Source organism: Streptomyces sp. NPDC008079, assembly GCF_042957385.1.
In the GTDB taxonomy this organism is placed as follows: Bacteria; Actinomycetota; Actinomycetes; order Streptomycetales; family Streptomycetaceae; genus Actinacidiphila.
The window spans coordinates 1573069-1585426 of record NZ_JBIBIC010000001.1 but is presented as its reverse complement, the minus strand read 5'-3'; the positions used below and the strand labels follow the sequence as shown (position 1 = coordinate 1585426).

Sequence of the window (12358 nt, the reverse complement as noted above, 5' to 3'; positions counted from 1 at the left end):
GTCTGTGGGACGGGGTCCCCCGGGGCTCCCGGGGCGGGGCGCATGGGCGGCGGACGGGGGCGAGGCGGGGGCGCAAGGTGGCGAAAAGTTGCCGGGGGTTTCCGGGGGCCGAACCATGGGAGGGGTGAGCGACGGCGCGTACCTCCGATTCCCGCATCTCCACGGCGACCTGCTCAGCTTCGCCGCCGAGGACGACATCTGGGTGGCCCCGCTGGGGGCGGCCGGGGGGTCGCCCGGGCGGGCGTGGCGGGTGACGGCGGACCGGACGCGGGTGGGGCCGCCGCGGCTGTCGCCCGACGGTTCGACCATCGCGTTCACGACCTGGCGGAGCCTGGACCCCGAGGTGTATCTGGTCCCGACGGACGGCGGGGAGTCGCGGCGGCTGACGTATTGGGGCAGCTCCGACACGCGGGTGTGCTCGTGGACGCCGGACGGCCAGGTGCTGGCGGTGTCGTCGCACGGGCAGCCGTTCGCGTACCACACGTGGGCGCACAGCGTGCCGGTGGACGGCGGGCCCGGCGGGCCGCTGCCGTGGGGGCCGGTGTCGGACATCGCGGTGTGCGACGAGAACGGGGAGCCGGGTGAGCGCCGCACCCTGCTGTTGACGGGGACGCCGCCGCACGAGCCGCACGCGTGGAAGCGGTACCGCGGCGGCGCGACGGGGCGGCTGTGGCTGCACGGCGAGCGGCTGGTTCCGGACATCGACGGTCACCTGGCGTCGCCGATGTTCGTGTCGGGCCGGATCGCCTTCCTCTCCGACCACGAGGGCATCGGCAATCTGTACTCGTGCCGCCCGGACGGTACGGATCTGCGGCGGCACACCGACCACGCCGAGTTCTACGCCCGCAGCGCCGCCACCGACGGCCGGCGGGTGGTGTACCAGTGCGCGGGCGAGCTGTGGCTGGTGGAGGACCTGGCGGCGCCCGACGCCCGGCCGCGCCGCCTGGACATCCGGCTGGGCGGTGCGAGGAGCGGGCAGCGCCCGTACCAGGTGCCCGCGGCCTCGAATCTGGACAGCCTGGCCATGGACGGTACGGGCCGGGCCAGCGCCGTCTGCGTACGCGGCAGCCTCTACTGGCTCACGCACCGCGACGGCCCCGCCCGGACGATCGCCGACGAGCCCGGCGCGCGGGTCCGGCTGCCGGAGATGCTCGGCGACACCGGTCTGGTCGCCTTCGTCACGGACGCGGAGGGCGAGGACGGGATCGAGCTGGCGCACCTGCCGGGGCGGGCGTCGCGGACGGCGATCCGCGGCGGCGCGCGGGATTCCGCGGCGGCGGACGCGAAGGCGCAGGTGACGGAGGCGGAGGACGTCACCGAGGTGACGGAGGAGCTGACCGATGTGGTGCCGGTCGCGGGTGGCGACAAGGCGGACGGCGGGGCAGGCGGCGGGGCAGGCGGTGGGGCAGGCGACGGCGGCACAGCAGGCGGAGGCAAGGCCGGTGGCGGGGTGGGCGGCGGGAGCAAGGCCGGTGGCGGCAAGGGCGACGCGGACGTCAGCCGTTCGAGCACGGTCTACACGGACCCCGCGGACGCCCGCGGCAAGGGCGAAGGCCCCACCCGTACCCCCGGCTCGGACGGCCAATCGCCCGACACCGATGTGTACACGGACGACGACGTCACCGGCGGCGGCCACGAGCCGGACCGCCCCACCCGCCTCGCCGTCGGCAAGCTCGGCCGCGTCCTGGAGCTGGTCTCCTCCCCCGACGGCGGCACGCTGGCCGTCGCCACGAACGACGGCCGCCTGCTGCTGGTGACGACCGGCGAGGCGGAGGACGACTCGGACGGTGACGAGGGCGATGACCCGTACGGCCTAGGCGACGACGTACGGGCCGACGTACGCGACGTGCGCGAGATGGGCGATGCGGGCGACGAGCCCGGCGGCGCGGGTGACGGCACGCGAAACGGCGTACGCCGCGTACCGCTGGACGATCACACAACCGACGGCCGCACCATGGCGGGCGCTGTCGACGAGCTGATCCGTTCCACCAACGGCCCCGTCCGCGACCTGGCCTTCTCCCCCGACTCGGCGTGGCTGACCTGGTCGCACCCCGGTATCGGCCGCAGTCTGCGCTCGGTGAAGATCGCCCGCTTGTCGGACCAGTCGATCATCGACGTCACCAACGGCCGCTTCGAGGACGAGCAGCCCGTCTTCACCCGCGACGGCCGCTACCTCGCGTTCCTGTCGTGGCGCGGCTTCGACCCGGTGTACGACGTTCATACCGGCGACCTGTCGTTCCCGCTCGGCTGCCGCCCGTATCTGGTGCCGCTGAACTCGGCGACGCCGTCACCCTTCGCGCTGCCGGTCGACGGCCGTCCCATCGGCGGCGGTCTCGACCCGGGCGAGAGCGGCGGCGGCGACGGCCCGGTGGTCGTCGAGGTGGAGGGCCTGGCGAACCGGGTGACGCCCTTCCCCGTCCCCGCGTCGAAGTACTCGGCGCTGGAGCCCGTGCACAACGGCCTGGTCTGGCTGCGCTGGCCGATCTCCGGCGCGCTCGGCGAGACCTTCGCCAACCCCACCGACCCCTCCGCCCGCCCGACGCTGGAGTACTACAACCTGACCAAGTCCAAGCGGACCGAGCTGGTCCACCACATGGACTGGTACGCGGTCAGCGGCGACGGCCAGCGCCTGGCGGTCTTCGACGAGGGCGAGTTGGCCGTCCTGCCCGCCACCGAACGCGGCGACGACGACTCGACGGTCTATGTCGACATGCGCCGCATCCTGCACGAGGTGGACCCGACGGCCGAGTGGCGGCAGTCGTACGCGGAGGCCGGGCGGCTGATCCGCGACTACTTCTGGGCGCCCGACATGTGCGGCGTCGACTGGCCCGCGATCCTCGACCAGTACCGCCCGCTGGTCGAACGCGTCGCCACGCCCGACGAGTTCGCCGACCTGCTGCGCGAAGTCCTCGGCGAACTGGGCACGTCGCACGCGTACGTCGCCCCCGCCCGCCGCAACGAGGGCCCGCCGCACTACCAGCGCCCCATCGGCCTGCTCGGCGCCGACTTCCAGCACGGCAAGGACGGTACGTGGTCGGTCGTACGGATCCTGCCGGGCGAGTCGTCGGACTCCAAGGCCCGTTCGCCGCTGGCCGGTACGGGCATCCGCGAGGGCGCGGTGCTCACCCACATCGACGGGCGGCCGGTCGACCCGGACGCGGGACCGTATCCGCTGCTGGCGGGCGCGGGCGGCACCACCGTCGAGCTGACCTTCGTCGGACCGGGCCGCCGCGGCGCGCCCCGCCGCGTCGCCGTCGTCCCGCTGATCGACGAACGCCCGCTGCGCTACCAGCACTGGGTGGCCAAACGCCGTTCGGTCGTACGGCAGTTGAGCGGCGGCCGGTGCGGTTATCTGCACATCCCCGACATGGGCGGCTCCGGCTGGGCGCAGTTCAACCGCGACCTGCGGATGGAAGTCGCCTATGACGCCCTGCTCGTGGACGTCCGCGGCAACGCGGGCGGTCACATCAGCGAACTGGTCATCGAGAAGCTGACCCGCACCATCCTCGGCTGGGACCTCACCCGCAACGCGCAGCCGGTCTCCTACACCGGCAACGCCCCGCGCGGCCCGGTCGTCGCCATCGCCGACGAAGCGACGTCGTCCGACGGCGACATGATCACCGCCGCCTTCAAACTCCTCGGCATAGGGCCGGTCGTCGGCTCCCGCACCTGGGGCGGCGTCGTCGGCATGACCGGCCGCCACCGCCTCGGCGACGGCACCGTCATCACCGTCCCCATGAACGCCGCCTGGTTCGACGCGTACGGCTGGTCCGTCGAGAACCACGGCGTCGACCCCGACATCGACGCCCTCCGCACCCCGCTGGACTGGGCCGAGGGCCGCCACGGCCAGATGGACGTCGCGGTCCGCACCGCCCTCGCCCTCCTGGCCGAACACCCCGCCGCCACCCCGCCCGACCTCACCACCCGCCCCAACCGCCAGCGCCCCCCACTCCCCCCGCGCTGAACACACCGCGAAACGGGCGGGGCGGACAGAAACGGGCGCGGCGGACAGGAGAACGGGCCGCGGGCACAAGGGAGAAGGGGCACCCCCGAGGGGGTGCCCCTTCTTTGTCACGGTGTTCGCGTGACGTCAGGCCCAGTCGTCCTGGTCCGCGTCGCTCGACTCGGAGCCGAGGCGGTCCTGCGACGGGTCCTCGACGTCGGAGCGACGGTCCCGCTGCCCCTGGTCCTGCTGGGTGCCGCGCTGCATGTTGTCGCGCGCGTCGTCCGCGGACTCGGCCGCCTTGTCGCGCTGGTCGCCGGCCGCGCCCTTGGCCTTGTCGGCGAACTCGCTGGCCTTGTCCTTGAACTGGTCGAAAGCGCCCATGATCACTCCTCCTGGAGTCTGTGGGGATGGGGCCTCGACCAGACTTACACGGGTGCGCGAAGTGCGCATCTCGGGACGAAAAGCCCAGCGCGGCAAGGACTTTGGGATCACGGAGCGTGAGGCTCAGGCGTTCGGTCCCGTGGTCGCGCCGGCCGAGCGGGCCGTCTCGTCGGCGGCGCCGCCCCGACCGACGAGGCCGCGGTGGATACCGGCCGCGCGGGCGAGGGCGGGTTCGACCTGCCGCATCTGCCGCTGCCCGAGGGCGCCGCCGATGACGGACGGGAGGTAGCCGCGGATGGACTGCATGCCGCGCAGCCACGCCTGCCCGTAGACGTGCGGGGAGCGGCGCACGATCCCGGCGGCGATACGGTCGACGGCGGGTTCGAGCGGATAGGTGCGGTTGGTGGGCCACGGCAGTTTGGAGCGCAGGCCGCGCAGGACGTCGTCCTCGTCGGCGCCGCGCACCATGTCGGTGTCGGTCCAGCTCAGGTAGCCGACGCCGACCTTGACACCCTTGTGGCCCACCTCCCCGCGCAGGCAGTGCGCGAAGGCCTCGACACCCGACTTGCTCGCGCAGTACGCGGCCATCAGCGGCGCCGGGGTCAGCGCGGCCAGCGAGGCGATCTGGAGCAGATAGCCGCGCGACCGCAGCAGCGCGGGCAGGAAGGCGCGGGCGGTGGTGATGCTGCCCAGCAGATTGACCTGGATGACGCGGTCGAACGCCTCGGGGTCGGAGTCGAGGAAGGGGCCGCCGGTGGCCACCCCGGCGTTGGCGACGACGACGTCGACCCGGCCGAAGCGCTCGGCGACCTCCTCGGCCACCGCCGCCATCGCGGCCCGGTCGGTGACGTCGGCGGTCCACCAGCCCGCCCGCGCCCCGATCGACTCGGCGACCTTCTTCAGCTCGTCCGGCTCCAGGCCGACCAGCGCCAGCGTCGCCCCGCGCGCGGCGAGCTTGCGCGCCAGCAGCGCCCCCACCCCGCGCGCGGCCCCCGTGACCACCACGACCTGCCCGTCGAGCGAGCTGTCCGTACGGCTGCTCATGCGCTCTTCTCCTCTGTCCGTGTGTCGGTGAGCGGGTCAGTAAGTGTGCCGGTACCTGTGCCGGTACGCGGGTCGGTGCGCGGGTCGTCCACCGCGCGCGCGTCGCCGGACGCGGCGCCCACCCGCAGATGGGCCGCGGCCAGCTTCCGTACCGCCGCGACCACCGCGTCCGCGTCCTCGATCGGGGTCATGTGGCCGAGCCCGGGCAGCTCGATCAGGTCGGTGCAGTTCGGCAGGGCGGCGGCCATGCCGCGCGCGTGCACCGGAGGGGTGAGCTTGTCGGCGGTGCCGACCAGCACGGCCGTGGGCGCGGTGAGCGCGGCCAGTTCCGCGTCGAGGTCGAGCGCGGCGAGCACCCGTCCCCACTCGGAGCGCTGCCGCGCACCGCAGGCGTGCACGATACGGGCGGAGAAGGCCACCTGCTCGCGGGTCGAACCGGACGCCAGCACGCCGTACTTGAGCGCCGCGCGCGAGACCGGGGTGACCGGTCCGAGCGGCAGCCGGGACACGAGGAGCTGCCGGTGGAAGGCCCGCCGGACGCGCCGGGAGCTGAAGCGGGGCGGCAGCACCTGGGTCGAGCCGAGCAGCCGGGCGCTGCCGGTGCTGGTCATGAGGACGGCGGCCGTACGCTCCTGGACGGCGGTACGCCCGGAGGCCGCCATGATCGTCATACTGCCCATGGAGTGGCCGACCAGCACGGCCTTCTCACCGTCGTAGCCGTCACCGGTGCCGTCACCAGCGCCGCCGCCGTCTCCGTCGCCGGAAGCACCCTCTCCGGAAGCACCGGCCCCCGAAGCACCGGCTCCCGAAGCGCCCCCCGGCAGCACAGCCCTCACCACCGCCTCCAGATCGTCGGCGAGCTGCGTCGTACCGTACCCCGCCCGCGACCGCGGCGACGCGCTGCGCCCGTGCCCGCGCTGGTCGTACGCGATGACCCGAAAGTCGGCGGCGAGCGCACGGACGACCGGGGCCCAGAAGAGGGTGGAGCAGGTCCAGCCGTGGGCGAGGACGAGCGGCGGGCCGTCCGCGCGGCCGTACTCCTCGACGTGGATCCGGGTGCCGTCGGCGGAGACGACGGTCAGCTCGCGGCGGGCGCGTACCGCCTCGTAGGGCACCGTCATGACACGGCCTCCACAGCCTCGCGCCGACCCGCGACCGGGGCCAGCACCTCGTATTCGGAAAGCTTCAACTGCCGGGTGGCACGCCGGAATTCGGCGGTGGTGCCGGGCCAGGCGGTGGTGTTGCGCCCGTTCGCGTCGAGATACCAGCTCTCGCAGCCGCCGGTGTTCCAGACCGTACGGGCGGCACGGCGCTGCATCTCCTCGTTCCAGGCGGTGACGGCCTCGGGCCTGGCCTGGAGGGCGGCGGCGCCGGTGGCGTCGAGGGTGCGCATGAAGTCGGCGACGTAGTTCAGCGACGACTCGATCATCAGGATCATCGAGCTGTTACCGAGGCCGGTGTTGGGGCCGATGATGAACAGGAGGTTGGGGAAGCCGTCGACCGCGCAGCCGCGCAGCGCGGCCATGCCGTCCTTCCAGTGCTCGGCGAGCGTGCGGCCGTCCGCGCCGATCACCCGGTCGCCGATCGGCATGTCGGTGACGTGGAAGCCGGTGCCGAAGACGATCGCGTCCACCTCGCGCTCGGTGCCGTCGGCGGTGACGATCGTCGAGCCGCGGACCTCGCTGAGCGCGGAGGTGACGACCTCGGTGTTGGGCTGCGCGAGCGCCGGATAGTAGGTGTTGGACAGCAGGATGCGCTTGCAGCCGATGGTGTAGTCGGGGGTGAGGCGGGCGCGCAGCTCCGGGTCCTTCACCGACCGCTTCAGGTGGTTGGCCGCGATCCGCTCGGCGGCCTTGAGCAGCTTCGGGTGCCGTACGAAGGCGCCGACCTGGAACTCCCTGATCAGCCAGAGCAGGCCGCGGCGCGCCTTGGCGGTGGCCGGGACCTTGCCGTGCAGCCAGCGCTCGGCGGCGCTGACCCCGCGGTCGACGCGCGGCATCACCCACGGCGGGGTGCGCTGCACGACGGTCAGCCGCGCGACCTCCGGCTGGATGGACGGCACGATCTGGATCGCGGACGCGCCCGTGCCGACCATGGCGACGCGCTTGCCCTTGAGGTCGAAGTCGTGGTCCCAGCGCGAGGAGTGGAAGACGCGCCCGGGGAAGTCCTCGATCCCGGGGATGTCGGGGATCTTCGGGTCGGACAGCGGCCCGGTCGCGGAGACGACGACATCGGCGGTCAGCTCGCCCGTCGCGGTCGTCAGGTGCCAGCGGTTCGCCTCGCCGTCCCAGCGGGCCTGCCGCACCTCGGCGCCGAACCGCAGGTGCGGGCGGAGCCCGAAGGTGTCGGTGACCCGCTCCAGATACGCCCGGATGTGCTCCTGCCCGGAGAAGGCGCGCGGCCAGTCGGGGTTGGGCGCGAAGGAGAACGAGTACAGGTGCGACGGCACGTCGCAGGCGCAGCCCGGATAGCTGTTGTCGCGCCAGGTCCCGCCGACCGAGTCCGCGCGCTCCAGAATCACGAAGTCCGTGATGCCCTCGCGCCGCAGCCGTACCGCGGCCCCCAGCCCGCCGAACCCGGACCCGATCACCGCCACCCGCACGTGTTCGAGCTCGTCCATGGCACCGCCTTCCGCCGAATTGTGCCCCCGTCGATCATGCCAGCAATCACTGGCACGGTTCGGACTGTAGACCATGCCGGGTTACCTCCGGTAGGGGTAGGGGCGGAAGTCGTCCGTCCGTGGGGCGCGGGGTGGGGCGCGGGGTCCCGGACGACGGGGCGCGCGGTGGCGGACGACGGGCGCGCGGTGGGGCGTACGGGCCAGGACACGGGGCGTACGGCGGGGGCGTACGCGTCCGGGCGGCGGGGCGCGCGACGGAGCGTACGGGTCCGGACACGGGGGCGTACGGCCAGGCGCGCGGCGGCGGATGTCACGATGGAATACCTGCCCAGGGGCGGGGTCGGACAGCCCCGAACAGCACATAGGCTGGCCGCGTGGACGACAACGGAAGCGGCGGCGCGGGGGACCACGGCGCGGGCGACGGCTCCGGCAGCGGCTCGGCGGCCGAGCGCGAGTACCGCGTGGAGGAGCTGGCCAAGGCGGCCGGTATCCCCGTCAGGACGCTGCGGTTCTACCGTGAGCGGCGGCTGCTCCCGCCACCGCGCCGGGAGGGCCGGATCGCCTGGTACTCCGAGGCCCACCTCGCCCGGCTGCGGACCATCGCGGGGCTGCTGGAGCGCGGCCACACCCTCGGCGGCATCGCCGAACTGATCGGCGCGTGGGAGAACGGCCGCACGCTCGGCGGCGTCGCCGAACTGCTCGGCCTGGAGGGCGCGCTCACCGCGCCCTGGTCGGAGGAGACCCCGGTCCGCCTCACCCCCGAGGAGCTGGCCGACTACTTCGGCGAGGACGTCACCCCGGAGAATCTGACGACGGCCCTCGACATCGGCTACATCGGCGTCGACGGCGAGAACGTCATCCACATCAGCCGCCGCCTGCTCGACGCCTCCGCCGCCCTCGTCCACGAGGGCGTGCCGCTGGCCGCCGTCCTCGCCGCCGGACGCGGCGTACGCGCCCACACCGACGCGCTCGCCGACCTCTTCACCCAGGTCATCCGCACCCACGTCATCGGGCCCATGGACGACCTCCCGCCCGCCGAGGCCCACCGCATAGCCGAGTCCCTGCAACGCCTGCGGCCCCTCGCCAAGAACATCGTCGACGCCGAGATGGGGCTCGCGATGGAGCGGCGGGTGCGGGCCGAGATCGACGCCTGGCTGCGGCAGCAGGCGGAGCGGGCGGAGGGCGGCGCGGACTGCGGTACGGACGGCGGTACGGAAGCCAGGACGGACGGCGGCGCGGAGGCCGGTGTGGACGGCGGCGCGGAAGCCGATGTGGACGGCAGTACGGACGGCGGTACGAAAATCGGTACGGACCCGGCCGAACCCACCGCCGGCGCCTGACGTACGCACCGCGCCCGACGTACCGGCCGCGTCTGACCCGTCACATCACCCCGCGCATCGCGAGCGCGCCGCCGCACGACCTGCGAGAGTGGACCACAAGGCCGTACCGACCCGGGAGGTGCCCCGTGCAACAGCCCAACGACTCCTCGGCAGACCAGGCCATTCTGGGCCGGATCAGCGCGATGGTCGCGGACGAGAAGGCGCTGCGCGACCTGCTCGCCGCAGGCAGCATCGACGGCGCGACGGAACAGGAGCGGCTCGCCGCCCTGGAGCGCGAGCTCGACCAGTGCTGGGACCTGCTGCGGCAGCGCCGCGCCCTGACCGACGCGGGCGAGGACCCCGGCGACGCGAAGGTCCGCCCGGCCTCCACCGTCGAGAACTACCGCTCATGAGCGACGGCGCCGCCTCCGTCCACGGTGACGTCACGGTCACCGACGCGCCCGAGAGCAAGCGGTACGAGGCACGTATCGGCGACGACATCGCCGGGGTGGCCGCGTATCTGCGCACCCCGGACATGATCGCGTTCATCCACACCGAGGTGAAGGACGCCTACGAGGGCCGCGGCGTCGGCTCCGCGCTCGCCCGCACCGCCCTGGACGCCGCCCGCGCGCAGGGCCTGCGGGTCCTGGCGATCTGCCCGTTCTTCGAGGGCTGGCTCGGCAAGCACCCGGAGTACGCGGATCTGCTCTACGTACCGGCGAGCAACGTCTCCGACTGAGCCCCCGTACGTACGGGCGTCCCCAACCCGCCCGCACCGACCCGCCCGCACCGCCGCGCCCGGACCGCCGCGCCCGCACCGCACGCGCCCCGACGTCCATGTCGGATTTCCGCCAGACCGGAAGCCTGACGACGGGCGATGCTGGTGGTGTGGACACGGATACGGATACGGACAGGGCTACGGCTGGGGCTGCGGCTGGGGCTGCGGTCGCGGCTGCGGGCAGGGCCGCGAGCGGGAACGCCGCCGGGGGAACGGTCCGGGACTCCGGGTCGGCCGCGGCCGTCCCGGACTTCGACACCTGCGTACGCGCCGTCCGGTCGAAGGACGCCCGCTTCGACGGATGGTTCTACACCGCGGTGCTGACCACCGGCATCTACTGCCGCCCGAGCTGCCCCGTGGTGCCGCCGAAGGCCGAGAACATGACCTTCCACCCGAGCGCCGCCGCCGCGCAGCAGGCCGGTTTCCGGGCCTGCAAGCGGTGCCGCCCGGACGCCAGCCCCGGCTCGCCGCAGTGGAACGAGCGGGCCGACCTGGTGGCGCGCGCGATGCGGCTGATCGCCGACGGGGTGGTGGACCGCGACGGGGTGCCGGGCCTCGCGGCGCGGCTCGGCTACAGCGCCCGGCAGGTCGAGCGGCAACTGCTGGCGGAGCTGGGCGCCGGGCCGCTGGCCCTGGCGCGTGCCCAGCGCGCGCAGACCGCGCGGCTGCTGATCGAGACGAGCGCGATGCCGATGGGCGAGGTGGCCTTCGCGGCGGGCTTCGCCAGCATCCGCGCTTTCAACGACACCGTGCGCGAGGTCTTCGCGCTGTCGCCGAGCGAGCTGCGGGCGCGGGTCGCCAAGGGGCGTCCGGCCGCGGGGACCGGCACCTTGTCACTGCGGCTGCCGTTCCGCCGCCCGCTCACCCCGGACAATCTCTTCGGGCACCTCGCCGCGACCGCGGTACCGGGCGTCGAGGAGTGGCGGGCGGGCGCGTACCGGCGCACGCTGCGGCTGCCGCACGGCACCGGGATCGTGGCGCTGCGGCCCCAACCCGACCACATCGCCTGCCAGTTGTGGCTCACCGACTGGCGTGACCTGGCGCAGGCGATCAGCCGCTGCCGCCGGTTGCTCGACTTGGACGCGGACCCGCAAGCGGTGGACGCGCTGCTGTCCGCGGACCCGGTGCTCGCGCCGCTGGTGGCGAAGGCGCCGGGGCGGCGGGTGCCGCGAGTCACGGACGGGCCGGAGTTCGCGGTCCGCGCCGTCCTCGGGCAGCAGATCTCGACGGCGGCGGCCCGTACGCACGCCGCCCGTCTGGTGCTCGCGCACGGCGAGCCGGTCACCGACCCCGGCGGCGGCCTCACCCACCTCTTCCCCGCTCCCGCCGCGCTCGCCGGACTCGACCCCGCCGCCCTCGCGATGCCGCAGACCCGCAGGAACACCCTCGCCGCGCTCGTACGGGCCCTGGAGAGCGGCGAGTTGGACCTCGACGTCGGCAGCGACTGGGTACGGACCCGCGCCCAGCTCTCGGCGCTGCCCGGATTCGGGCCGTGGACGGTCGAGACGATCGCGATGCGGGCGCTCGGCGACCCCGACGCCTTCCTGGCCACCGACCTCGGCGTGCGGTACGCCGCCCGCGACCTCGGCCTGCCGACGACTCCGGCGGCGCTGGTACGGCACTCCGCCGCCTGGTCGCCGTGGCGGGCCTACGCCACGCAGTACTTGTGGGCGACGGGTGACCACCCGATCAACGTCCTGCCCCCCAACACCACCGATGAGAAAGGGACTTCACCCTCATGACCGCCACCCGCCCCGCCCCCTCGGCGGAGCACCCGGTCCACACCGTCGTGGACAGCCCCTGCGGCGAACTGACCCTCGTCGCCCGCGGCTGCGCCCTCACCGGCCTCTACATGACCGAGCAGCGGCACCGCCCCGCGCAGGAGACCTTCGGCCCGCGCGCCGACAGCCCCGTCTTCGCCGCCGCCCGCGCCCAGCTCGACGCCTACTTCGCGGGCGAACTCACCCGCTTCGACCTGCCGTTGGCGATGTCGGGCACGCCCTTCCAGCAGCGCGTCTGGTCGGCGCTGCGCGACATCCCGTACGGCGAGACCGTCTCGTACGGCGAACTCGCCGCGATCCTCGGCCATCCCACCGCCTCCCGCGCGGTGGGCCTGGCCAACGGCAGGAATCCGATCGGCGTCATCGTGCCGTGCCACCGCGTCGTCGGCGCGGGCGGCGACCTGACGGGCTACGGCGGCGGGCTGCCGCGCAAGCGGTGGCTGCTGGCGATGGAGAACGGCGTCCAGCAGCCGGTGCTGCTCTGAGGTG

10 protein-coding genes are annotated in these 12358 nt (G+C 73.9%); 6 read left to right on the top strand and 4 right to left on the bottom strand.

Features of this window, described 5'->3' with window-relative positions; all coding sequences use genetic code 11:
• Positions 1–115: 115 nt before the first annotated feature.
• The gene (locus ACFZAM_RS07010; RefSeq protein ID WP_391043425.1) at positions 116–3964 is read left to right on the top strand and encodes a S41 family peptidase; all 3849 of its coding nucleotides are present in this window, start codon (positions 116–118) and stop codon (positions 3962–3964) included.
• A 126-nt stretch (positions 3965–4090) separates the two neighbouring features.
• Here the strand turns inward: ACFZAM_RS07010 and ACFZAM_RS07005 are convergent, their stop codons facing one another.
• The 4 genes from ACFZAM_RS07005 to ACFZAM_RS06990 form a co-directional block, all read right to left on the bottom strand.
• On the bottom strand, positions 4091–4327 hold the full coding sequence (locus tag ACFZAM_RS07005; RefSeq protein WP_355337909.1) for a hypothetical protein: 237 nt from the start codon (positions 4325–4327) through the stop codon (positions 4091–4093).
• A gap of 123 nt (positions 4328–4450) precedes the next feature.
• Positions 4451–5371 (bottom strand): short-chain dehydrogenase/reductase, encoded by a 921-nt coding sequence (locus tag ACFZAM_RS07000; protein WP_391043422.1) that lies wholly within the window; start codon positions 5369–5371, stop codon positions 4451–4453.
• Positions 5368–6492, bottom strand: coding sequence for an alpha/beta fold hydrolase (locus ACFZAM_RS06995; RefSeq protein WP_391043419.1), 1125 nt, complete (start codon positions 6490–6492; stop codon positions 5368–5370). The genes ACFZAM_RS07000 and ACFZAM_RS06995 overlap by 4 nt, the downstream gene beginning before the upstream one ends.
• Positions 6489–7991, bottom strand: coding sequence for an NAD(P)-binding domain-containing protein (locus ACFZAM_RS06990; RefSeq protein WP_391043417.1), 1503 nt, complete (start codon positions 7989–7991; stop codon positions 6489–6491). The genes ACFZAM_RS06995 and ACFZAM_RS06990 overlap by 4 nt, the downstream gene beginning before the upstream one ends.
• Before the next feature lie 461 nt (positions 7992–8452).
• Here ACFZAM_RS06990 and ACFZAM_RS06985 point away from each other — a divergent pair, with 461 nt between their 5' ends.
• From ACFZAM_RS06985 to ACFZAM_RS06965, 5 genes are all read left to right on the top strand, one after another.
• Positions 8453–9331: a MerR family transcriptional regulator gene (locus tag ACFZAM_RS06985; RefSeq protein ID WP_391043594.1), complete on the top strand. Its 879-nt coding sequence runs from the start codon at positions 8453–8455 to the stop codon at positions 9329–9331.
• Positions 9332–9513: 182 nt separating this feature from the next.
• On the top strand, positions 9514–9723 hold the full coding sequence (locus tag ACFZAM_RS06980) for a DUF2630 family protein (RefSeq protein WP_391043593.1): 210 nt from the start codon (positions 9514–9516) through the stop codon (positions 9721–9723).
• A complete protein-coding gene (locus tag ACFZAM_RS06975; RefSeq protein ID WP_355337894.1) occupies positions 9720–10049 on the top strand; it encodes a GNAT family N-acetyltransferase in 330 nt (109 codons plus the stop codon). Before ACFZAM_RS06980 ends, ACFZAM_RS06975 begins: the two co-directional genes overlap by 4 nt.
• A gap of 149 nt (positions 10050–10198) precedes the next feature.
• Entirely contained in the window at positions 10199–11830 is a 1632-nt protein-coding gene (locus ACFZAM_RS06970; RefSeq protein WP_391043413.1) for an AlkA N-terminal domain-containing protein, read from the top strand.
• Positions 11827–12354 carry a methylated-DNA--[protein]-cysteine S-methyltransferase gene (locus tag ACFZAM_RS06965; protein ID WP_391043410.1) on the top strand — a complete coding sequence of 176 codons (528 nt, stop codon included), beginning with the start codon at positions 11827–11829 and terminating at the stop codon, positions 12352–12354. Before ACFZAM_RS06970 ends, ACFZAM_RS06965 begins: the two co-directional genes overlap by 4 nt.
• Positions 12355–12358 lie beyond the last annotated feature (4 nt).

Coding starts and splice junctions, on each gene's coding strand:
- ACFZAM_RS06995 (WP_391043419.1), bottom strand. CDS start 6,492: ATGACGGTGCCCTACGAGGCGGTACGCGCCCGCCGCGAGCTGACCGTC.
- ACFZAM_RS07005 (WP_355337909.1), bottom strand. CDS start 4,327: ATGGGCGCTTTCGACCAGTTCAAGGACAAGGCCAGCGAGTTCGCCGAC.
- ACFZAM_RS06975 (WP_355337894.1), top strand. CDS start 9,720: ATGAGCGACGGCGCCGCCTCCGTCCACGGTGACGTCACGGTCACCGAC.
- ACFZAM_RS07010 (WP_391043425.1), top strand. CDS start 116: ATGGGAGGGGTGAGCGACGGCGCGTACCTCCGATTCCCGCATCTCCAC.
- ACFZAM_RS06965 (WP_391043410.1), top strand. CDS start 11,827: ATGACCGCCACCCGCCCCGCCCCCTCGGCGGAGCACCCGGTCCACACC.
- ACFZAM_RS06980 (WP_391043593.1), top strand. CDS start 9,514: ATGGTCGCGGACGAGAAGGCGCTGCGCGACCTGCTCGCCGCAGGCAGC.
- ACFZAM_RS06990 (WP_391043417.1), bottom strand. CDS start 7,991: ATGGACGAGCTCGAACACGTGCGGGTGGCGGTGATCGGGTCCGGGTTC.
- ACFZAM_RS07000 (WP_391043422.1), bottom strand. CDS start 5,371: ATGAGCAGCCGTACGGACAGCTCGCTCGACGGGCAGGTCGTGGTGGTC.